Source organism: Negativibacillus massiliensis, from assembly GCF_900148495.1.
GTDB lineage: Bacteria > Bacillota > Clostridia > Oscillospirales > Ruminococcaceae > Negativibacillus > Negativibacillus massiliensis.
In genome coordinates, this window is the sequence record NZ_FTRU01000008.1 from 288523 (window position 1) to 309981 (window position 21459).

The window sequence follows — 21459 nt, forward strand, 5'->3', positions numbered from 1 at the left end:
AAATAGATAATTAAAAAAGAAAAATTTATCTTAAATTTATGAAAAACATGAGAAGCTCTTGCACCTTTTTCGGAAAAGATGTTTAATAAGAGCATGGCAGGATCGAAGATTTGACAGAATTCGAGGAGAAAAAAGGGGGGAAAAGAAGGAATGTTGACTGCTCAGGGAATTGGAGTTTTTGCTGATATTGTAATTGGTCAGTTGGTTTTTTATGAGAGACAGATATTCAAGGTTCATAAGGAACAGGTTGAGGACATCACCAGAGAAATGATGCGTTTTCGTGAAGCGAAAGAACAGGCAGTTCGCCAGGTTCATATTTTGCACCAGACAGCTCTGCGGGAAGTTTCTCAGGAAAATGCAGCGATCTTTCAGGCGCATCACATGCTGCTGGAGGATATGGACTTTAACGGGTATGTTCTGGATGTCATTCAAAATCAGCATGTCAATGCAGAATATGCAGTAAATCAGGCAGCTAACACCTTCTGCGAACTTTTTTCCAGCATCGAAGACCCCTATTTAAAGCAGCGTGCGGCAGATATCCGGGATATCTCTCAGCGGCTGCTTACCATCTTAACCTATGGGGAAACAAAACATTTTCAACCTTCGCAGCCGTCTATTCTGGTAGCGGATGAACTGGTGCCCAGTGAAGTCATGCAGATTCCGCGGGATAAGGTTCTGGCAATCGTTATGCAGTTTGGCGCAGAGACTTCTCACAGCGCAATCATCATCAAAGACCGAAACATCCCAACCATTTTAAGGGTGGGTATGGATGTTAAGAAAGAATATCAGGGACACCTTGCTGCGGTAGACAGCTATTCCGGACACCTTTATATCGATCCGGATGAGGATACACTCAACCGCCTGAAGGAGAAAAAACGTCGGGAAGAAGAAAAACGGAAGGGTCTTTCCTACCTGATCGGAAAAGAAAGCCGTACAATCGATGGAAGAGAACTGGATATTTTTGCGAATATTACAGAACCTTTGGATATCGAACAGGTACTGCGCAGTGATGCTGCCGGAATTGGTCTGATGCGAAGCGAATTCTTATATCTCAAACGTGATGATCTGCCAAGTGAAGAGGAACAAATCAACGCATATCGTGAAGTGATTCGTCGAATGGACGGAAGGATAACGATAATCCGTACACTTGATTTTGGTGCAAGGAAGATGATCGATCTGTCCCGTCGACATCCGGACGCAAACCCGGCACTGGGATTCCGTTCTATCCGAATCTGTCTTGCGATGCCGGAAATGTTCTGTACCCAGCTTCGTGCCATTTATCGTGCTGCCTGTTATGGACCGGTGGGAATCCAGTTCCCGATGGTGGACAGTGTAGAGACACTCGAAGAAATTTTAGGCTATGTTAAACAGGTAAAGGCACAGCTGAAGGAAGCGAAAAAGGAATTTAATCCGGATGTCAAGATTGGGCTGATTATCGAAACACCAGCGTCTGTTATCTTGAGTCGGGAACTTGCTAAAAAGGTAGACTTTTTCCATGTCGATACCAACGACCTGATTCAGTATGCACTGGCAGTTGACCGCCAGAACCCGAGGGTCAACGATTACTATAATACTCGTCATCCGGCGGTTTTGAGGATGATCGAAATGGTCACCCAAAATGCGCATCAGGAGGGAATTAAGGTTACGGTAAGCGGAGACATGGCAGGAGATCCAAAATTGACAGAATGGTTCCTTCGTACCGGAGTGGATCATATCAGTGTTTCGGCAGCCAATATTCTTCCATTAAAACAGAAGATTCGTGAAATGGATTTGAGCGAAGAAACATAAGAAAAAGGGAAACGGTAATTCATGTAACAAAACACAGATTAATCTGTGTTTGAATAAATATTTTTGGAGGGAAACAACTTGAAATTTATTGACATGCATTGTGATACCCTGCTGGGTACCGCCTATGGAGAAAAAATTGATCTGAATGAAAACAACAAGGCAGTAGACTTTAAGCGTTTAAAATCGATTGGATTTTCTGCGCAGTTTTACGCAATGTGCCTGATGCCGGAAAAACATTTTCTGGACAAAGGCCTTACAAAACCAAGCGATGCTGATTTTATGGATGCACTTTCTACCTGCTTCTATGAGAACCTCAAAAAATACAGCGATGTAGCGGCATTTGCCGGAAATAAAGAGGATCTTCTGCGCAACGAAAAAGAAGGTAAGATTTCCTGCTTCCTGACAGCAGAAGATGGCAATGGAATCAACGGCAGCCTTGAGGGCTTAGAAAAAATGTACAAAATGGGCATCCGTCTGATTTCCATTACATGGAATGAAGAAAACTGCCTGGGTTATCCAAACTCGTTTGATCCTCAAAAGATGTCTTTGGGACTCAAACCATTTGGTATGGAAATGATCGATGCTATGAACCGTATGGGTGTTATTGTGGACGTTTCCCATCTGTCGGATGGCGGCTTCTGGGATGTTGTCCGCATCTGTAAGGAAAATCATAAACCATTTGTTGCATCTCACTCCAACTCCCGTGCAATGACACCACATTCCAGAAACATGACCGATGACATGATTCGTGCTCTGTCTGAAGCAGGCGGTGCAATGGGACTTAACTTCAGCCCTCGCTTCCTCTCACCAGACATTCAGTCCCGTGAAAGCCGAATCGACGATATGGTTCGCCACATGAAACATATCTATCAGGTCGGCGGTATCGAATGTATGGCACTGGGCGGTGACCTTGACGGAATCAGCGGAGATCTGGAAATCGACTCGGTGGATAAGATGGTATGGCTGATGGAGCGCCTGCACAAAGAAGGCTTTACCGAAAGTCAGCTGGATAAGATCGCGTACGATAACGTATTCCGCGTAATCGGAGAAACCTTGAAATAGAAAAAAGAGGGTCTGGAAAGACCCTCTTTTTGTTTAGCGCAGGTGGACTATTTTCGATATTTTTCCTTTTCCAGACGGCGGCGTTCCCGTTTTCGCTTGACAGCGGCGAGATGGTTTTCTTCCCGCATTTTGGAAAGGGCCTGCTGTGACTTGGTGCCAGTGCCGTTTGCTGAAACAGCGCGGTGGGTTTCCCGCTGAATTCGTTTGGGATTTTTGGCGTGCTGCTGTCGTTTGGCACTGACAGGCGGACTAAATTTCAGATTCCGGTAGTTTTCCAGAAGATAATCATAGACCTGTGGGTCGGATGGCTGCGCACCAAAGGTGATTTTGGCAGCAGTCAAGAGGTCTTCTCCTTTGTAGGGAGTCCTCCGTTCGAATACACCGACCCAAAAGGGATCTTCGAAAAATACAGTGAAGCTGCAGGAAATTTTGTCCATATTGGTTCCTCCTAAAATGAAGTTCCATGCAGACGGACAACCTTAGGAGGCAGGTTACTGACAGCAGAGAAAACGCTGCTGTGTCCGGACTACCAACCGGACTGTGTTTTTTCTGATGGGCGGCAGCCCAATTGTTTTGCCGCTTTTCTTTGGGCAAGATCAGTATAGTTGATTTTAGCAAGATTTACAAGGGAATATGAACAATAGCCGTAAAGATAAAATTTTTGCTGTAAATTAAGGAGAGAAAGTATGAAATCTATTATAGAAACTGAGCGTCTGATCCTTCGGCAGATGGAGTGGTCTGATTTAAACGATCTCAAAGAAATGCTGTTTGATCCAAAAGTAATGTATGCCTATGAACATAATTTTACCGAGGAAGATGCAAAAGTATGGTTGGAACGCCAGCTGAATCGGTATGAGCAGTTCGGATTTGGTCTTTGGGCAATGGTAGAAAAGAAAAGCGGAGAGATGGTCGGTCAGGCAGGGATTACCTGGCAGGAGTGTGAGGGAGAAAAGGTACTGGAAATCGGCTATCTGCTGAAATATTGGCATTGGCATAAAGGCTATGCCAGTGAAGCAGCAATTGCTTGCCGGAATTACGCTTTTTCTGTTCTGAATGCAGATTGGATCTGTTCCATTATTAAGGAAGATAATTTTGCTTCACAGCAGGTAGCAAAGCGGGTAGGCATGAAGCCAGAAAAAGAATTTATGGCAACCTACTATAATGGACCGGTAAAACATCTTCTTTACAGTGTAAGACGGGAAGAAATTTAACAAAAGAAAGCAACTGGCTCGACAAGAGAAGACTTGCAATTTTTTTGTATGTAGGATATAATATGAAAGATAAGGAGGTGGCACCAGTGAGACAGCCGGGAACAAAAACAATTGCAGTAAACCGCAAGGCAAGACACGATTATTTTGTGGAAGAAACCTATGAAGCAGGCATCGAGCTGTTTGGAACCGAGGTAAAATCGCTTCGTTTGGGGCAGGTAAACCTTAAGGATAGCTGGTGTGACATCCAGAACGGAGAGCTCTTTATTAAACAGATGCATATTTCCCCTTACGAAAAGGGAAATATCTTTAATAAAGATCCAATCCGTCCAAGAAAACTTTTAATGCACAAAAAGGAAATCCTGAAACTCTATGGAACACTCAAGCAGGAAGGTTTGACTTTAGTTCCGCTTTCTCTGTACTTTAAAAATTCCAGAGTGAAGGTTGAACTTGGATTGTGCAAAGGTAAAAAACTTTACGATAAGCGAAATGACATGGCAAAGCGAGACGCAAGACGCACCATTGATCGCGCTATGAAAGAGCGAATTCGTTAAGTTTTTGCTCTGTCAATACGGGGGCGTACAGGCTTTCGACGGGGATTTTGAAGTATGTCAAGCGAGCAGAGGCGGACACCTCTATAAAAGTCCATGTTTATTAAATATAAACGCTAAAAATAACGTTACAACCGTAAATTTCAACAACGAAATGGCGGTAGCTGCTTAATTTAAAGCAGCTGTCCGGCTGGGGAGGACCACGGCTTTAGTTCGGGCATCATGAAGTGGTGAACGTCAGGCAGGAGCGTCTCGTACTGCCGATGAATCAGAGTCTACCGACCAAGTGCGCCAGTTTGCCGGTGTGCTTGGAAGGAAAACTGCCGTAAGGCGAAAACGGTAAACTGCGCTCGGAGAAAGATGTATGGATGGATTTTCGGACAGGGGTTCAATTCCCCTCGCCTCCACCAATTTTAGGACTATATCTTGTAGGCATAGTCCTATTTTTATGCAATTATATACTACATATAGTGTATATAGAAATTGACCTACACAATGGGTAGACACGATGGGTAGACATTTAGGGGAAGATATGGTATACTGACGATAAAAGGTAGACATATTATGAACTGATAATATAGAATGAAAAGGTAGACTTTGGAGTGCCCTGATATATTTATAATATATCAGGGTGAGCGAAGCCAGGAAGAGTAAAAAAGGGGTGCAGCATAATGGCTAGAAAGGCACTGAAGAACGAAAAGAACATTTCCTACGATGATGAGAAGAAAAAGTATTATGTCTGCTTTGACTATGGAAAAGATGAGGCAGGAAAACGGAAGAAGAAATATAAGACTTTTTCTACAAAGGAAGAAGCAATCAGGGCGAGGAACCAGTTTCAGAATGACAATATTAACGGTACGGTTATTCAACCATCGAAAATGACGGTTCAGGACTACTTGAGTCAGTATATTGAGAATATCCGTCCCAGCAGTGAAAAGACCACAATCTATGGCTATGAGCAAATCCTTAAAAATCATATCTATCCGGCTTTAGGAAAGTACCCACTGCAGGAACTGAAACCGATGCAGATTCAGGCGTATTATACGGACAAGACAAACGAAGGGAAGCTCAGCCAGAACACCCTGAGAAAACACCATGACCTGCTCAAGGCAGCATTTAAGATGGCAGTGCAGCAGGAAATGATGGTACGGAATCCCTGTGACCATGTGAAGCCGCCAAAGAACACGAAAGCAAAGATTCAATTTTATAGCGTTGAGCAGTTGAAAACATTGCTGGAAAAGGTGAGAGGGGATCGGCTGGAACTCATTGTTGTGTTGGCTGCATTTCTGGGGTTGCGCCGTGAGGAAATCTGCGGCTTGCAGTGGAAGAACGTAGACTTTGAGAAAAGTACACTGACCATCGATCAGGCGATCACCATGGCTGGCAGTCAGAGGATCGAAAAGACTACCAAGTCCTTTTCTTCCATCCGTGAGCTGTATATCCCAGAAAGCGTCATGGAATGCTTGAAGAGGGAAAAGGAACGGCAGGAGAAGCTCAGGGAACTGGCAGGTATTGAACCGGAGGATGATCTGGTTGTGGTAATGGCTGATGGAAGAAAGTATCGTCCAAACTATATCTCCGAACTGTTTACCAAGTTTATCGAAGATAATGACCTGCCCAAGATCACTCTGCATGGGCTTCGCCACACATTTGCGACGATCGCCAATTCGTTGGGTGGACAGCTGTATGATATCAGCAAAGCGATGGGTCACAGCAATACATCAGTTACCTCCGGTGTCTACACTCATCTTCTTGATCCGAACCATAAAGAGCTGATTGAGGAAATGGACAAAGCCATTCGTGAGAAGAAGTAATCTAATATATTAGCATTTAAAATCCCCTTAGTGTAGAAGAAGTTCTATCAAGGAGATTTTATTAGAAATATTATATGCACATATGTACATATAAATGATATTTATGAATAAGAAGCATAAATAATCAAAATTCAATAATGACCAGCATAAACTTCCGATAATAAGGAAATAAATAAAATATGGTTTATAGCATCGATTTTATCAAATTGATCCTATAAATTCTGGAATTTTTATAGACCACTTATTATGTAAATAAAATATTATATATTTACAATAGCTAATAAAATGATTGTGATAGACATAAGAAATAGTAAATATGCCTAATTCAAGAAATATAGCATAATTACAGATTTTATAATAATGCGATAGAATAATGCGATTGTTTTGAATATTTATGCAATTTGCTACAACGTTTAATTTTTCTTATTTAACATTGTATGACAATCTGCCGCTATATCTTCTTTAGCTAATGCTCTGATATAAGCGATCTAGCTCTTCCAAATCCTCATCCGATGTCTCAAATGTATCATCATCATCTGGTAAACCTGGAATATCACCCAAATTCAATGGGTCTGTAGAATCAGCCGGATTCTGATTAAGAAAATTTTGAAATTCTGCAGCATTTTTATAGGAGTCTGTAATACTGGTAATAATATCATCCATCATTAATTCTTTCTTTCGATTCATATCAGCATTGCTGTCGGTTGAATCAGAGGATTTTGAACTCTCAGGAATATGGTAAGACTCGAGATACTTGTCAAGATAGGAAGATTGAATCAGTATTTCTGCAATCTTTTTTGCCATGACGTCAATAGAAGCATCTTGATATGATTTTGTATTATCCTCCTTAGCTTCAGACTCTGTTTTTTTCACCTCAATATATAAGTTTAAAGAGTAGATACCATCATAGTTAGGTAGATAATAGGCAAGATATGCTGTATGAGCGAAAGAATCAAGAAGATCATTCAGTAGATTGTCATCTAAGTCATTAGAGAATAAATATAGGGAGTATTGTAGAAAGAGAAAGAATTCTTGAAATTTAGAATTTCCCTTTTCAATCTGTGAGTGAAAAAGTTTATCTAAACGGAAAAAGAACGGTTTGTATTTCTGTAAAAAGGGCTCTGAAGGAGGATTTTTTATTAGTGTATTTCTAACTTGTAAAACTTTTTGGATAGTTGGTTGAACAGGAGAGGTGAATTTATAATATCGCTGTAAAGTGGATAGTGGAACACCAGATACAGCAGATAGTTCACGGATTGTCCATGAATAAGAACGATCATCATCGTCTACATCTCCAAATATTCCTAAATTAGTCGACTCTTCATTTAATGTTTTATAGAAATCGCTTCCTGGGATAAAATTATTAGATGTATTGATGGTAGTCTCAGATGAAATAGCATTCTCACTATCTTTTTGATAGAGAGGTTTAAGTTTAAATTCACAAGGTAATGAAGAATAAGGGACATGGTAGTGGTTAAATTGAAGATGTAAAATGGACAAAAAGATATAAGCATTAGCAAGATAGGAATATGGTGTTTTGGAAGGTAATTTAGGATCAGTTGTAAAGTGAGGTGGATTTGACGAGCATCCCACTTCAATATCACAACGCATCAATTTTGAGAGATCTCTGAAACCATAAATCCAAGCGAGCATTTCCAAAAGGGGAATGGAAGGAGATGTCTTTCCACTTTCATAGTTTTTGAGACTTTGGGAACTGGTTTTTAGGCTGGAAAGTATGTATTCTAATTGTTCTTTTTCATCTTGAACGTCCTTGGTTTGTCTCAGATTGGAAAGCTCCTTAATCCTATTAGTCAAATCTTTACGGAAGGACTGTATCATCGCAGAAACATCATCGAGAGAATATCGATTTATGTTTCGAAGATGGTAAAGGATAGAAGGAATATCAGGAGAGTAGTGTGGAGTAGAATTCTCGTAATAATCAAAGTTTGTATTGAGAGACTTTTTTAGTTGAACCCTGCGATATTGAAAATAGAAGCTGTTTGTTAGAAGGAATACAGCGTTTTGCAAGCAATACAGAGTTCTTTGATCGTAAGATGCTATAGAGATTTTATTATACTTTTTTGATGCTTTATTAGCAGTGAAAGGAAAAATGGCAGACAGTATTGTATTCATGTCAGTTTTAAAAAGAGTCACGCAAAAACCAGCGAGGATCTTTTCACCAAAGAAAATATCCTCATTATTTTTCCAGTCCCGAGTAGAAAAATAGAGAGAGACTACCCGCAAAAAGATTGTTTCCGGGGTATATGTAGACGGGGATGTCTGATCAGAGTAAAAAATTTCATGCAATCTATTATAAAAAGTGTCGAACAATTGACTGTCATTGAGGATGTATTGCTGTTTATCAGAAAGTTCATCAGGAAACATTTCTTCAAGTTTCTCCTTGATAGAAGGACGAATCTTTCCAGTGTGCTCATAGTGGGAGAGCGTTTTTGTAGATATCCCCAAAGAGTCAGCAAGCGGCTGCTGGGTAAGGTGTTTTTTGCTTCGTATTTCTTTTAGTTTTTTACTCCAAAAAGTTCTTTCAGAATCCATATTAGAGCTCTCCTTTACGTTTCATAGCAGATAGAAAAAGATTTTGGTACTTTTAGTGTATCATAAAATATAAGAAATGAAAGCCTTGTGAAGAGGAATTTCGAGAATAGCTTCTCATGTTTAGGAATGAAATATGAAAGGTACAATATCCAAGGTATTGTTCCAAAATCATGAGGAAAAAGCAAGATTTATATAAGGAAAAAATAGGAATTTTTATGTCCTATTGATAGGTAGAAAGATTCCTTTCTTTCAATGATAAACAAATTTAACTTGTTGCAAAGAAAGCGAGGAATCATTATGACACGCAGATGCTATAAAGTAAAAGAAATTAAAGAGATGTTGGGAATCGGAAAAAACCAGACATATGAGCTTATTAAAAGCAAGAGATTTCCGGTACTGAAAATTGGTAAGGATTATCTCATCCCAATGGAAGGCTTTGACCGCTGGCTGCGGGAAGGGGATATGGGAGAACTTGCAGAGCTTGTACAGATGTAATATAGATGAGGGTAAAAAAGGAGTCTTGTTAAAGACTCCTTTTTTACTGCGATATAGGTTAATGATATTTTAGCATAAACAATATTTATTGATTGATAAGATGACAGGCAACCTTATGACCTGGACAAACTTCGGTGAGAACAGGTGCAATTTCGCGGCAGCGGTCGCAGGCATGAGGGCAGCGAGTATGAAACACACAACCCTTAAATTCATCAGTGTATTGCGGAAGTTCACCGGATAAGGAAACTTTTTTCTCTTTTTTCTTGAAATCAGGAATAGAAGAAAAAAGGGCTTTGGTGTATGGATGCAGTGTGTTGGCGAATAATTCGTCAGTACTGCTTTCCTCTACCAGTGTTCCCAGATACATAACGCCGATACGATCTGAGATATAACGAACAACACCAATATCATGGGAGATAAACAGCAGGGCAACGTTCATCTCTTTCTGAAGAGTAGTGAGGGTATTTAAAATTTGTGACTGAATTGATACATCCAGTGCAGAAACAGGTTCGTCACACACAATCAGTTTAGGATTGATGATAAGCGCGCGAGCAATACCAAGACGCTGAACCTGTCCGCCGGAAAGTTCATGGGGATAACGGAAATAGTGATCCTCCGCAAGACCGACCATTTTCAAAATTTCCAGTACCTTTTGACGACGTTCTTCTGGATTGCCCATACCCTGAACAATTAGAGGTTCTTCTAATAATGCACCAATTCTGGAGCGAGGGTTTAGAGAAGAGAGTGTGTCCTGAAATACCATCTGAAGATCCCGACGAAGTGGGCGAAATTCTTTGTCGCTGAGTTTGGTAAGATCTTTTCCACGATAGAGTATTTCACCGGAGTCCGGTTTTACAAGTCCGAGGATGGAACGCCCGGTAGTGCTTTTTCCACAGCCAGATTCACCAACCAGACCGTAAGTTTCCCCTTCATATAAATTCAGGGAAACATCAGCAACCGCTTTCATATGAGTTTTAGGAGGAAACAACTTTCCAAGAGGTCCATAGATTGGGTAGCGTTTCTGCAGATGTTTAATCTCTAAAAGAGGTGTATTCATCTTATTTTACCTCCTCTCTGGAAATATAATTCCAGCATTTTACAAAATGGTTTGCTTCTGCTTCAACCGATGGTGGATTTTGTGTGCGACATACATCGTCTGCATAAGGACAACGTGTACAGAAATGACAGCCTTCTGGAACAGCAGATAATGGCGGTACAACACCAGAAATAACATGAAGAGGCCGTCCGCGCTCAGAATCCAGGCGAGGAATGCAACTGAGCAATCCTTGAGTATACGGATGAAGAGGATGTTCGAACAATGTCTGAGTTTCTGCTTCTTCAACCAGATTGCCAAGATACATAACACGGACACTGTGGCATAACTGAGCCATTGCACCAAGGTCATGGGTAATAAAAAGAACGGACATTCCAAGTTTTTCATTTAATTCAGAAATCAAATTTAAAATCTGTTCCTGAATCGTCACATCCAATGCGGTTGTTGGCTCGTCTGCGATTAACAGCTTTGGTTCACAGGCAAGAGCCATTGCAATCATAACACGCTGCTGCATACCGCCGGAAAGTTCATAAGGATACTTTTTAAAACAGTTTTCCGGATTAGGAATACCGGTCAAACTCAGTAATTCCAGACAGCGTTCTTTTGCTTGCTGTTTGCTCATTTTTTTGTGCAGAATTAAAACTTCGGAAAGCTGTTTTCCCACAGTATGTACAGGGCTGAGAGAGGTCATTGGATCTTGGAAGATAACACTGATGCGGTTACCACGAATTGTCCGCATTTCAGACTGGCTAAGCTGCAGGATATTTTTTCCTTCAAAAAGAATTTCTCCTTCATATTTTACGGCAGAATCATATTCTCGAAGGCGCAGAATCGACTGAGACATAACACTTTTTCCGGAACCGGATTCACCGACGACACCAACAATTTCTCCGGGTTTGATGGTCAGGTTTACACCATCTACGGCTGTCAGCATTTTCTTTCGGGAAGGAAATTGAACCTTCAGATTTTTGATTTCCAGCAACGGTTCCAATGATTTAAATTTGTCGTTTGTATTCATTTTTATTTTTTCCTCCTTGCGGTACGAGGATCTAAATAGTCTCTCAGACCATCACCAAAAAGATTCAGACTAAGAACACAGAGAACAACAGCTAAACCAGGGAAAATGACAGTCCAGGGAGCTTTTTGCAGCACCTGTTTGCTTCCTTGCAGGATATTTCCCCAGCTTGCAGCAGGTGCAGGAATACCAGCGCCTAAAAAACTCAGGGAAGCCTCCGAAATAATTGCCTGAGCAAAAATAAAAGAAGCCTGAACAGTCAGAGGAGAAATAACATTTGGAAGGATTAATTTCCAGAGAATGCGGGCACTGCTTGCTCCCTGCACCTTAGCGGCTTCCACGAAGGTCTGTTCCCGTGTAACCAGTGCACTTCCACGGACAATACGGGCAACGCTTGGGGTGTAAACGATTGTTAGTGCGATAATAACATTGATGCTGCTTGCTCCAAGAGCAGCCATCAGTGCGATAGCGAGCAGAACACCAGGAATAGCAATCAGGCCCTCACAAATACGCATTAAAATATGATCCAGCAGTTTAAAATAGCTGGCATAGATTCCGATGATTGTGCCAAATAAACAGGAAAGAAGAGCGACTGAGCATCCGACACCGAGAGAAACGCGGGCACCATATAAGATACGAATCATGAGGTCGCGTCCAAACTCATCTGTGCCAAAAGGATGGGCAAGACTGGGTGGTTTCAGACGATCAATAACAACCATCGCATTAGGGTCGATAGAACTGACAGAAGGAATAATCAGTGCAGCTAAAACAATCAGAAGAAAGATGACAGCACCAATCATCAAACTGGGATTAGAAAGGATACGTTCCCTCTGAATTTGTTGCTGCTCTTTGCGGATAGATTGGCTAGCCTGAGAAAGAGCAGAGGTGTTTGGGGTTGACATAATTTTTCCTCCTTACTTACGACCTAACTGGATACGTGGATCTACAAAACCATATAGAATATCCACAACAAGGTTAACCAGAACATAAATCAAGGTAACAAACAGTACCACTCCCTGGATAACAAAGACATCTCGACGGGTAATGGATGTCATGGTCAACATACCCAGCCCGGGAATATTAAACAAAGTTTCTGTTACAATGGTTCCGGTTACCAGACCGCCAAAGGACTGACCAATAACAGTTAAAATAGTTGGGGCGGCATTTTTTAATCCGTAAACTAAAACAACAGAGGCTTCCTTTAATCCCTTAGCGCGTGCGGTACGGATATAGTTCATGTATAAAACATCCAGCATAGAAGAACGAGACATACGGGTGATATATGCTGCTTGAACCAAGCCAAGAGAAAGTGCAGGCAGAATCAAATACCGCAGGTGCTCTGCCAGACCTTCCTGCAAGGCAACATAGCCGGCAACAGGGAACCATTTGAGGTAAACACCGAAAAAGAGCATAAGGAACATACTGAGAAGAAATCCAGGAACAGCAATTCCAAGAAGAGAAGCAGATACGGTGGTAACATCTACGATACTGCCACGTCTATAGGCAGCAAGAATTCCCAGCGGAACAGAAATAATCAGAGAAATCAACTGAGCCAAGATAGCAAGACTGAGTGTTGGACCAAAATATTCACCAATAGCATCCAGAACAGAGGTCTGCAAAAAGTAGGATTGTCCCCAGTCTCCCTGAAGAACATTGGAAAACCAATCTGCATACTGAACAAAAAACGGACGATTGAATCCAAGTTCAGTATTAAGTGCTTCAATTGATTCAGGAGTAGCTTCCATTCCTAAAAGAGCGGTAGCAGGACCTCCCGGAATCATATACACAACCAAAAATACAACAATTGAAACAACAAATAGGGTAGGAATCAATGAAAGGATACGTTTCAAAATATAAGAAATCATAAATCTTCCCTTTCTTGTAGATAGATTACGAAAGAAAAACAGGTGATGGGAAATCCCACCACCTGTCCATGAACAATAGCGTTATGCAGGAACTTTTACATTCCAATAAAGTGGGAAGTCGAAATAGTTAAATCCTTCCACATCTGCAGAGGTTGCCATCAGGCCGCTATAGTGACCAAGAACACTTGCAGCTCCATATTCATACAGGAAGCTCTGAAGTTCATCCCATTTTGCAGAAGACTCTTCGGAAGAAGCAGCTGTACGAATTGCAACAATACCTTCATCGACTTCTGGACGATCCAGACCAGCCCAGTCTTTAGTAAGAACGGAGAGCTGAACAGGGCTGAGGTTGTAACGGTTGCTGGTGATGTACAAAGAGAACTGATCTGGATTTGCACGATGCTCCATGAAGGTAGCAAAGTCATAGCTTTCAACAACAGCATTGATGCCAGCTTCCATCAGTTCTGCCTGAACAACCAATGTTGCATTGTACATTTCACCGTAGTCAGGGGTTGTAACAAGAACAATTTCTTCGTTGTTATATCCAGCTTTTTTCAGAAGTTCTTTTGCTTTTTCGATATTGTTCTGGTTGTAATATTCAGAACCCGCATCGCTTCCCCACATTGCATCATCCGGGTTGCACCATCCTGGATTCAGGATATACAGGCTTGGATCACCATAGCTTGCGAGCATGATATCATCGCAATTCAAACAAGCCATAATAGCCTGACGCATATCCTGGTTTGCCATAATTCCATTAGTTGTATTAAAGAACAGGTTCAGAGTACCTGTGGTTTTAACAGAGAAAGCCAAATTGCTGTCGCCTGCAAGTTCCTGATAACGTTCCTGTGGCATTTCTTCTGCGATATCATACTGACCTGTCTGTAAACCAGCAACACGAGTAGAGTCGTCTGTTACAACGCGGAAGAAGATATCTGGAGTGGCAGCCAGTTTTTCACCAGTAAAACCGGAAGATTCTCCTGCAGGCTGGGTGTACTCTTCAAATTTGGTCAGATGAACATACTGATCCTGTTTCCATTCAGCCAGTTTGTATGGGCCGGTTCCGATATATTCTGTGATGCCCTCTGCGCTTGCATTATCGATAACAGATTTTGGATAAATTGCAGGGAACTGAATAGAAGCAGCCAGTACAGTCATGACATCAGCATATGCCTCAGGAAGGGTCATGGTCACAGTATAGTCATCTACTTTTTCGAAAACGGTTCCATCCAACAGAGCTTTTGCTTTGCCGGAGAGTTCCAGCCAGCGAGACATGGAAGCAACAACGTCATCAGCAACCATTTCCTGACCATTATGGAATTTAACTCCCTGACGAAGTTTAATAGTATATACTTTGCCGTCTTCGCTGACAGTATAAGAATCAGCAAGAACTGCAGCTGGCTCGTAGTTCTGGTTCATTGCGAACAATGGTTCATAGATATGTGTTCCAATTCCACCAACAATATTGGAGTTGACGCCATGTACATCCAAAGTAGGTGGGTTTGCTGTCATAGCAACGTTTAACTCTGTTTTATATGTGGTAGCTTCAGAAGCATCTTTATTTTCTTCTGATTTTTTGTCTTCTGCTGGTTTTTCTGTTTCTGCAGATTGTTCTGTAGAGGTGGATGGGGCTTCCGATGATGTGCTTTCATTGGAAGGCTGACCACAGGCAGACAAAAGCATCATACAGCTAAGTACCAAAGCCAGCAGACGAGAGAGTTTGCCATGTTTCATGATAAGTCCTTCTTTCTTTTTACTGAAGTATCAGAATATTGTTTTGATAATCTTCGACACAATATCTGTTTTACGAGCACATTATAACAATGACTTTTTCTCTTGTCTACTTGCTTGGTTATTTTACACAATTTATACAAGATACACAAAATGATTAAAAAAACAAAAATAATATTGGAAATAAATCGAGTGATCTTACTAGTTGTTATTTTGTGGTAAAAAAAATTGATAAAATTAGAATACTTGTTTTATGGATAATCACAGGAGGTCTGCGAAAATCGATAGAAAACTTTCATTACTAATTTCTGAGCGATTAATAAAAACAATTAGAAATTTTCTTGATAAATTTAAAAAAATGTTATGTTTTTGTGTATTATTAACTATAAAATTCTCTTTGTGATGATTTAGAAACTGGTGAATTAATTATGGGAAATATCAATGCTTGGATTGGATTTTTAGAATAAATGCTAGGCTTCCATGATGGGAGCCCTATTTTTTTTTTGTGATTCCTTTGGAAAAATGCTGCCATGCTTTCAGAAGATTCCTCCTTATCTAAAGTAGAGATAGGAAGATCAAAAGTAAGATTTCATCTCAAATAAAAATATCATGAAGGAGGCAATAAAGTATGGATACTTTGCTTTTAAAGAAATGTTGGATTTTGGTAACAGGTATGAAGAATATGGACTGTGCGGCAGATATGCTCGACTGCATCCAGAAGCTGGAAGGAAAGCGGTGGGACAAGGAGACGAAGAAGAGGTACTTTGCAAACCTCATTCAAAGAGGGATCGTCAGTCCGGAGTACAACCGCCTTTCCGAAGAGCAGAGAGCCCTTTTGAAGAGCGGCAATGCAACCGAGGAGCAGGTCATGAAATGGATCGAAGAGCTGTATCCGGTCAATTCTCCCATCCGTGCCTATGTGCAGTTTCTGACCAAGCTGGGACTGGTGAAGATCGACTTTGAGGACAACAGGAAGCTGATGATCACCGAACGGGGACATCAGTTTCTGGAAGGTAAAATCACCGATGAGGAGATGATGATTCAGGCATTGACCGACTGGAAGTATCCTCGGACAAGAGAGGATGTCTATGATCCGGAGTGGAAGGGATACAACATCCGTCCTCTGATGGCTACCATTGCTGTGATCGAACGGGTGAATCAGGCAGATGAACGAAACGGAATGAAGCCAAACGGAATTACCCTTGACGAGTTCATGGTCTACCTGATGACGATGTACAGCTGCGGTCAGATTGATGATAGAGTCCGCACTCTGGAATGGCTGCATTATAAAGAGAAGCAGATTGGAAAATCAGCACACGACCAGAAAATGCAGGAGGACGAAAAAATCATTATGAAGGAGTTTGCACCTATCAAGTCGGAGAGCGTGAAAAGTTACCGCTACGTCATTTTGAATGCTCTGGAAAAGACCGGACTGTTCGTGATTGACTATTCAAATAAGCGGATTAACCTAAATAAAGAGAAAGAAACCATCTATCATCAGCTTCTGGAGAAGCATGGATGTAAGGCGTATTAGGCGTTTTGGGATTTCCCATAAGCGGAGTGCAGATTTCCTTTCATAAAAACTGGAAAAAATCTCTAAAGTTCAGAGGATTCCCTCCCTTTACTGAAAATGAAATCACAGCAAAGGGAGGAGATTTCATTATGTAGAAAATATGCGAACGACAAAAGATAAGAGGCATGAGTTTTTAAGTAAGAAAGGAAATGAGAAATGTTGGTAGGTTATAGAAATAACGAAATGAGAGATACACTCAGGAAGGTGGCAGGAAAGCACCGTGCATACCTTCAGGAGGAGTCCGATCGGGTAGAAGGTCTGGAAATTGAGATGGGTAGAATCACCATGTACTACCGTGGTATGGACGGGGTGATGAAGTGTGAATCTACTCTCTTCAGAGATAATAACCTGTTTGACATCGGTACCTTCCGCAATCTTCGTTTTTTGAAAATTACACAGTATGGTATGTGTAATAAGAAGGGCAATTATCTGCACAAGGTATCGGATACTCTGGAGAGTTTGTATCTGACTGGAGTATCCAAAAACAGTCTGGAGCAGCTGAAGAGATTCCCGAATCTTAACTCACTTACCCTGATTGATACAGCTTTTGAGGAAGAGAGCATTTCTCTGGTACCAAAAGAAACAAAGGAAAGACTCACCTACCTGTTTGTCAATCATCTGACCCGTCCGGAGGACTTGAAGGACTGCGTAAACCTTCGCTATCTGGAAGCTGACCATATTGAGAACAAAGCCGAAACAGAGGTTGTCTTCCCGAATCTGGAATACCTGAAGACCAAACGCTTTGATAAGCTCTGTCTGAGTGCAGATCAGTTCCCGAAGCTCAAACGTCTGGATATTGGAAACCAGCAGGGTGTAGTGGATCTGCAGAAGATTTCTCAGATCAAGTCGCTTCGCGAACTGAGCCTGCAGGGCAACAGTATCTTTGACATCAGTGAGCTGGAAAAGATGTCCCTTACCGTACTGGAACTGAGCAACAATATGATTGAGGACATGAGTCCTCTTACAGGTCATAAGGATATGAAGTACCTTTCCATCAGCAGCAATCCGGTAACCGATATTTCCTTTATTCAGGGAATGAAGGAGCTGGAACTGTTCCAGTTTGATGATACCTGGGTGGAGGATCTTTCTGTCCTGAAAGAAATGAAAGGCATCAAAGAGCTGGGTATTTCCAAAAATCTTTTGAAAACAGAAAAAGACAAAGAGCTTGTATCTCATATCGAAAGAGTACTTGAGAGATAAGCTAATTAGAAAGGGAGAAAGAAGAGGGTAGAAATACCCTCTTCTTGTTATATCAGGATGTTTGATAACGATAAGTATATTACCCGAGGGGTGCAGAACTACGTTGACCCGAGGCTACAGCTTATTTTGTGGAGAGCAATTCAGAACATGAAGGTACAGAAGGATTATCTTCAGGTGTTTGAACTGACGGTGGAGAAGAGCAGTCAGTTTGTAAAGCATCGTCAGGAAGTGCCCCCATATGAGGAGACTTTTGTAGCAAAGGGTGCCAGTACCTATATAGGAAAGATCTTTGTGATCGATGATGGAGACCACAGCACGATGATGCTGGCGGAAGAGTATTAAGGATGGGAGTTATTATGAAAGAGGAAGTAGCATATTGCAGCAGATGTGGACATCCGACAGAGACACTGTATGATGTGGAAGGGGATCTGGTATGCAGGGACTGTATGGAGAGAAACAGCTTTGTCTGTACCAGATGTGGAGAGCGTTTTTGGGAGGATCATAATGATGGAGATGAAGATACTCCGCTGTGTGAGGAATGTTATTATAATGGAGAGTATCTCAGTTGTTTCCGCTGTGGCAGAGTGCTGACAGAGAGTGAGGCAAGATATATTGATGAGTTCGGGCCTTACTGTGATGAGTGTTACGAGAAGGAGCAGGAGAAAGAAATCATCCATGACTATAGCTATAAACCGGAACCTGTTTTTTATGGGAAGGGACTCCGCTATATGGGGGTAGAACTGGAGGTAGATCATGATGATTATCATAGTTCATCCCCACAGGAGGATGCAAAAGAGGTTCTGGAGCTTGCTAATGATCAGGAGGAGCAAATCTATATCAAACATGATGGGAGCCTGAATGAAGGCTTTGAGATTGTCACCCACCCTATGACACTCAGGTATCACAAGGAGAATATGCCATGGAAAGAAGTATGCCATCTGGTAGTGGAACAGGGATACAGAAGCCATATGACCGATACCTGCGGACTTCATGTACATGTTAACAGGGAAAGTCTGGGGTTTGGTGAAATCGAGGTAGAAGCCACCGTTGCAAACATCCTGTTCTTTTTGGAGAAGTTCTGGAGAGAGATGATCTGCTTTAGCCGAAGAACCGAAGGACAGCTGGAACGCTGGGCAAGACGTTATGGATTGGAGAAGCAGGGCAGTGATATTCTGCAAAAAGCCAAGAAGGGTTATTATGGAAGATATGTCAGTCTTAATCTGGAGAACAAGGAGACGATTGAGTTCAGAATCTTCCGTGGTACCTTAAAGTATAATACCTTAATTGCAACACTGGAGATGGTCAATGAGATCTGTACCGTTTGTGCTCAGCTGACCGAAGAAGAGATGCAGGATCTGTCCTGGATTGAGTTTGTAAAGAGAGTATCGAACAATGCAGAGCTGGTACAGTATTTGAAGGAGCGTTCTCTCTATGTGAATGAACCAGTTACAGGAGAGGAGGAGCTTTAATGTGTTGCTTATTTGGGTTGATCGATTATAAGGGTGGGTTATCCTACCAACAAAGGAAAAGAATCATTCGGGCTCTTGCTATTGAAGGAGAGCAAAGAGGCACCGATGCCACCGGTTATGCGTGGTATCATAATGGAAGAATCATTATCAAGAAAAGCAGCAAGGCGGCACATGAGTATCAGGTGCACATGCCAAAAGATGTAAAAGTAGTGATGGGTCATACAAGACTGACCACACAGGGGAATTACCACAATAATAGAAACAATCATCCATTCATGGGACATTGTAAGGAAAACAGCTTTGCTCTGGCACACAATGGTATCATCTATGACGATATGGAACTGAAAAAAGAGTACCATTTGCCACAGAGCAAGGTGGAAACCGACAGTTATGTTGCAGTACAGCTGCTGGAACAGTCAAAGAAATGCGATATGGAGTCCATGAAGCAGTTAGGCAATATTATAGGGAATGGGTTCAACATGTTTAATTTCAGTGTTTTGGATGATAATAACAATCTCTATTTAATCAAGGGCAACAACCCGTTAGCCATCTACCATTTTAAAGAGAAAGGGTTTATCCTGTATGCCTCCACCAAGGAGATCGCAGAGAGAGCGATGAGAAGGGCAGGAATCGATACATACCCAGAAGAAGAAGAACCAAAAGCAGGAACTATCTGGAAGATCAGCCCAAAGGGAAATATTGAGGTAAACCAGTTTGAGATGAAGGAAGATGATCTGTCCTATTATTCCATGCTGTACCGAAGATATTATTATGAACCAGAGGTATATACCAGAGAGCAGAGTGAGTATTTTAAGGAGCTGCTTGAGTATGCTAAGCTAATCCACTTTCCCACTGAGGAGCTGTTGGAACTGTGGGAAGAGGGTTTAGACGAGGAAGAGATCGAAAGCATTCTGCTTGAAGAAGATATGCTCAGAGGTGCGTAATGGGGAAAAGTATGGATGAAAGACTCAGATGGTTAATAGAGTATTTGAAAGAGACAGGAAGAGAAGAACAGGCAGCATTGCTTGAGGAGTATGATCTGGAAGCATATCAGGTTGTGATCACAGCAAAATGTCTGGTCTGCGGCTTGCTTCAGCTGGCAACACTGGAAGATGGTCTGGATGAAACCTGCACAGGGTGTGGGAGCAACTGCTGGGACTATCGGGTGGAGCTGGAGGAATGTGAGCAGCAGGACGAGGAGATCGTAGTAGCCAAAGGCAGGGAGTGTTTTGGAATGTTCCTGACCGAGGTGGAAAGAAAGATCAGAAAGTCCCAAAAAGGGAAGGGTAAATAGACCTTGATTTTGGGACGAGTAATTGGAAAGAAAAAAGTCCCAAAACCCGTGTATCATGCAGGTTTTGGGACTTCGTACATTATTATGAGAAACGATCGTTTTTGGGAAGAAGGAAGGGAACAGGATGGGCAATCAGACCTATGGTTATGCCAGAGTATCCACCGAGCAGCAGAATCTGGACAGACAGATTGATGCCCTGACAGGGTACGGCGTAGACCGGCTATATAACGAGAAGATGACTGGTACGAGAAAGGATAGACCAGAGCTTAAGAAGATGCTGGAGAGGCTCACAGAAGGGGATACAGTAGTGGTGGAATCTCTCTCCCGACTGGGAAGGAGTACCAGAGACCTATTGGAGCTGACCGAGTTGTTTGAGAAGAAGGGAGTTCACCTGATCTCCCTGAAGGAGAAGATCGATACCAGCTCCAGCACAGGCAGGTTATTGTTTACCCTGATGAGTGCCATAGCACAGTTTGAACGGGATGTTATCGCTGACCGGACGAGGGAAGGTTTAAACTCTGCTAGGGCAAGAGGACATCTGGGAGGCAGACCCAAGGTGCCGGAGGATACCATCCGAAAAGCCATTGGAATCTACCATACAGGACAGTACTCTATTAAGGAGATAGAGCAGCTGACAGGAGTAAAGAAGTCTACCCTCTATCGTTATTTGGAGGGGGAAAGCAATATGAGGTGTGATATGAAGAAAAAATGAGGGAGAAAGAACATACTTTCTCCCTCATTTTTTATGGATTATTCAGAAATTAGATAACTAAGTTGCTATAAACAA

Annotated in this window: 20 protein-coding genes and 1 other RNA gene; 14 read left to right on the forward strand and 7 right to left on the reverse strand. The window is 41.9% G+C overall.

Going from position 1 to position 21459, the window contains the following annotated elements; all coding sequences use genetic code 11:
- The first annotated feature begins 150 nt into the window (after positions 1-150).
- Positions 151-1788, forward strand: coding sequence for a phosphoenolpyruvate--protein phosphotransferase (gene ptsP, locus BQ5375_RS07480; protein WP_076917659.1), 1638 nt, complete (start codon positions 151-153; stop codon positions 1786-1788).
- Positions 1789-1866: 78 nt separating this feature from the next.
- Entirely contained in the window at positions 1867-2850 is a 984-nt protein-coding gene (locus BQ5375_RS07485; RefSeq protein WP_022131738.1) for a dipeptidase, read from the forward strand.
- 47 nt (positions 2851-2897) lie between these two features.
- Here the strand turns inward: BQ5375_RS07485 and BQ5375_RS07490 are convergent, their stop codons facing one another.
- A complete protein-coding gene (locus tag BQ5375_RS07490) occupies positions 2898-3287 on the reverse strand; it encodes a YjdF family protein (protein ID WP_022131737.1) in 390 nt (129 codons plus the stop codon).
- Between the two features lie 249 nt (positions 3288-3536).
- On the opposite strand from BQ5375_RS07490, the gene BQ5375_RS07495 reads away from it, so the two are divergent.
- The 4 genes from BQ5375_RS07495 to BQ5375_RS07510 all read left to right on the forward strand — a co-directional run bounded on the left by BQ5375_RS07495 (position 3537) and on the right by BQ5375_RS07510 (position 6423).
- Entirely contained in the window at positions 3537-4061 is a 525-nt protein-coding gene (locus BQ5375_RS07495) for a GNAT family N-acetyltransferase (RefSeq protein WP_022131736.1), read from the forward strand.
- 86 nt (positions 4062-4147) lie between these two features.
- Positions 4148-4612 carry an SsrA-binding protein SmpB gene (gene smpB / locus BQ5375_RS07500; protein ID WP_320830602.1) on the forward strand — a complete coding sequence of 155 codons (465 nt, stop codon included), beginning with the start codon at positions 4148-4150 and terminating at the stop codon, positions 4610-4612.
- A 19-nt stretch (positions 4613-4631) separates the two neighbouring features.
- Positions 4632-5019, forward strand: a transfer-messenger RNA (tmRNA) gene (gene ssrA / locus BQ5375_RS07505).
- Positions 5020-5280: 261 nt separating this feature from the next.
- Positions 5281-6423, forward strand: coding sequence for a site-specific integrase (locus tag BQ5375_RS07510; RefSeq protein WP_022131734.1), 1143 nt, complete (start codon positions 5281-5283; stop codon positions 6421-6423).
- Between the two features lie 462 nt (positions 6424-6885).
- Here BQ5375_RS07510 and BQ5375_RS07515 read toward each other — a convergent pair whose 3' ends face one another.
- The gene (locus BQ5375_RS07515) at positions 6886-8976 is read right to left on the reverse strand and encodes a helix-turn-helix domain-containing protein (RefSeq protein ID WP_022131733.1); all 2091 of its coding nucleotides are present in this window, start codon (positions 8974-8976) and stop codon (positions 6886-6888) included.
- A gap of 297 nt (positions 8977-9273) precedes the next feature.
- Here BQ5375_RS07515 and BQ5375_RS07520 point away from each other — a divergent pair, with 297 nt between their 5' ends.
- Positions 9274-9471 carry a helix-turn-helix domain-containing protein gene (locus BQ5375_RS07520; protein ID WP_022131732.1) on the forward strand — a complete coding sequence of 66 codons (198 nt, stop codon included), beginning with the start codon at positions 9274-9276 and terminating at the stop codon, positions 9469-9471.
- Between the two features lie 85 nt (positions 9472-9556).
- Here BQ5375_RS07520 and BQ5375_RS07525 read toward each other — a convergent pair whose 3' ends face one another.
- The 5 genes from BQ5375_RS07525 to BQ5375_RS07545 all read right to left on the reverse strand — a co-directional run bounded on the left by BQ5375_RS07525 (position 9557) and on the right by BQ5375_RS07545 (position 15139).
- Entirely contained in the window at positions 9557-10528 is a 972-nt protein-coding gene (locus BQ5375_RS07525; RefSeq protein WP_022131731.1) for an ABC transporter ATP-binding protein, read from the reverse strand.
- Between the two features lies 1 nt (position 10529).
- Complete coding sequence (locus tag BQ5375_RS07530) at positions 10530-11543, reverse strand: ABC transporter ATP-binding protein (protein WP_022131730.1); 1014 nt, start codon at positions 11541-11543, stop codon at positions 10530-10532.
- 2 nt (positions 11544-11545) lie between these two features.
- Positions 11546-12442: an ABC transporter permease gene (locus tag BQ5375_RS07535; protein WP_022131729.1), complete on the reverse strand. Its 897-nt coding sequence runs from the start codon at positions 12440-12442 to the stop codon at positions 11546-11548.
- 12 nt (positions 12443-12454) lie between these two features.
- Positions 12455-13405 (reverse strand): ABC transporter permease, encoded by a 951-nt coding sequence (locus BQ5375_RS07540; protein WP_022131728.1) that lies wholly within the window; start codon positions 13403-13405, stop codon positions 12455-12457.
- Positions 13406-13486: 81 nt separating this feature from the next.
- A complete protein-coding gene (locus tag BQ5375_RS07545; protein ID WP_022131727.1) occupies positions 13487-15139 on the reverse strand; it encodes an ABC transporter substrate-binding protein in 1653 nt (550 codons plus the stop codon).
- A 625-nt stretch (positions 15140-15764) separates the two neighbouring features.
- On the opposite strand from BQ5375_RS07545, the gene BQ5375_RS07550 reads away from it, so the two are divergent.
- The 7 genes from BQ5375_RS07550 to BQ5375_RS07580 all read left to right on the forward strand — a co-directional run bounded on the left by BQ5375_RS07550 (position 15765) and on the right by BQ5375_RS07580 (position 21384).
- Complete coding sequence (locus BQ5375_RS07550; RefSeq protein ID WP_022131726.1) at positions 15765-16670, forward strand: AlwI family type II restriction endonuclease; 906 nt, start codon at positions 15765-15767, stop codon at positions 16668-16670.
- 195 nt (positions 16671-16865) lie between these two features.
- A complete protein-coding gene (locus tag BQ5375_RS07555; protein WP_022131725.1) occupies positions 16866-17909 on the forward strand; it encodes a leucine-rich repeat domain-containing protein in 1044 nt (347 codons plus the stop codon).
- Positions 17910-17966: 57 nt separating this feature from the next.
- Positions 17967-18251, forward strand: a complete 285-nt coding sequence (locus BQ5375_RS07560) for a DUF960 domain-containing protein (RefSeq protein WP_022131724.1) — start codon at positions 17967-17969, stop codon at positions 18249-18251.
- Between the two features lie 14 nt (positions 18252-18265).
- Positions 18266-19378: an amidoligase family protein gene (locus tag BQ5375_RS07565; protein WP_022131723.1), complete on the forward strand. Its 1113-nt coding sequence runs from the start codon at positions 18266-18268 to the stop codon at positions 19376-19378.
- Complete coding sequence (locus BQ5375_RS07570; RefSeq protein WP_022131722.1) at positions 19378-20322, forward strand: class II glutamine amidotransferase; 945 nt, start codon at positions 19378-19380, stop codon at positions 20320-20322. Before BQ5375_RS07565 ends, BQ5375_RS07570 begins: the two co-directional genes overlap by 1 nt.
- Positions 20323-20333: 11 nt before the next feature.
- Positions 20334-20672 carry a hypothetical protein gene (locus tag BQ5375_RS07575; protein WP_143529447.1) on the forward strand — a complete coding sequence of 113 codons (339 nt, stop codon included), beginning with the start codon at positions 20334-20336 and terminating at the stop codon, positions 20670-20672.
- Between the two features lie 124 nt (positions 20673-20796).
- Positions 20797-21384, forward strand: coding sequence for a recombinase family protein (locus BQ5375_RS07580; RefSeq protein WP_022131720.1), 588 nt, complete (start codon positions 20797-20799; stop codon positions 21382-21384).
- Positions 21385-21459: the final 75 nt, after the last annotated feature.

Excerpts from the sequence above, each read along its gene's own strand:
- BQ5375_RS07520 (WP_022131732.1), top strand. The coding sequence starts at position 9,274 with ATGACACGCAGATGCTATAAAGTAAAAGAAATTAAAGAGATGTTGGGA.
- BQ5375_RS07525 (WP_022131731.1), bottom strand. The coding sequence starts at position 10,528 with ATGAATACACCTCTTTTAGAGATTAAACATCTGCAGAAACGCTACCCA.
- BQ5375_RS07570 (WP_022131722.1), top strand. The coding sequence starts at position 19,378 with ATGTGTTGCTTATTTGGGTTGATCGATTATAAGGGTGGGTTATCCTAC.
- BQ5375_RS07490 (WP_022131737.1), bottom strand. The coding sequence starts at position 3,287 with ATGGACAAAATTTCCTGCAGCTTCACTGTATTTTTCGAAGATCCCTTT.
- BQ5375_RS07540 (WP_022131728.1), bottom strand. The coding sequence starts at position 13,405 with ATGATTTCTTATATTTTGAAACGTATCCTTTCATTGATTCCTACCCTA.
- BQ5375_RS07550 (WP_022131726.1), top strand. The coding sequence starts at position 15,765 with ATGGATACTTTGCTTTTAAAGAAATGTTGGATTTTGGTAACAGGTATG.
- BQ5375_RS07545 (WP_022131727.1), bottom strand. The coding sequence starts at position 15,139 with ATGAAACATGGCAAACTCTCTCGTCTGCTGGCTTTGGTACTTAGCTGT.
- ptsP (WP_076917659.1), top strand. The coding sequence starts at position 151 with ATGTTGACTGCTCAGGGAATTGGAGTTTTTGCTGATATTGTAATTGGT.
- BQ5375_RS07565 (WP_022131723.1), top strand. The coding sequence starts at position 18,266 with ATGAAAGAGGAAGTAGCATATTGCAGCAGATGTGGACATCCGACAGAG.
- BQ5375_RS07555 (WP_022131725.1), top strand. The coding sequence starts at position 16,866 with ATGTTGGTAGGTTATAGAAATAACGAAATGAGAGATACACTCAGGAAG.
- BQ5375_RS07560 (WP_022131724.1), top strand. The coding sequence starts at position 17,967 with ATGTTTGATAACGATAAGTATATTACCCGAGGGGTGCAGAACTACGTT.
- BQ5375_RS07575 (WP_143529447.1), top strand. The coding sequence starts at position 20,334 with ATGGATGAAAGACTCAGATGGTTAATAGAGTATTTGAAAGAGACAGGA.
- BQ5375_RS07530 (WP_022131730.1), bottom strand. The coding sequence starts at position 11,543 with ATGAATACAAACGACAAATTTAAATCATTGGAACCGTTGCTGGAAATC.
- BQ5375_RS07510 (WP_022131734.1), top strand. The coding sequence starts at position 5,281 with ATGGCTAGAAAGGCACTGAAGAACGAAAAGAACATTTCCTACGATGAT.
- BQ5375_RS07580 (WP_022131720.1), top strand. The coding sequence starts at position 20,797 with ATGGGCAATCAGACCTATGGTTATGCCAGAGTATCCACCGAGCAGCAG.
- BQ5375_RS07495 (WP_022131736.1), top strand. The coding sequence starts at position 3,537 with ATGAAATCTATTATAGAAACTGAGCGTCTGATCCTTCGGCAGATGGAG.
- BQ5375_RS07515 (WP_022131733.1), bottom strand. The coding sequence starts at position 8,976 with ATGGATTCTGAAAGAACTTTTTGGAGTAAAAAACTAAAAGAAATACGA.
- BQ5375_RS07535 (WP_022131729.1), bottom strand. The coding sequence starts at position 12,442 with ATGTCAACCCCAAACACCTCTGCTCTTTCTCAGGCTAGCCAATCTATC.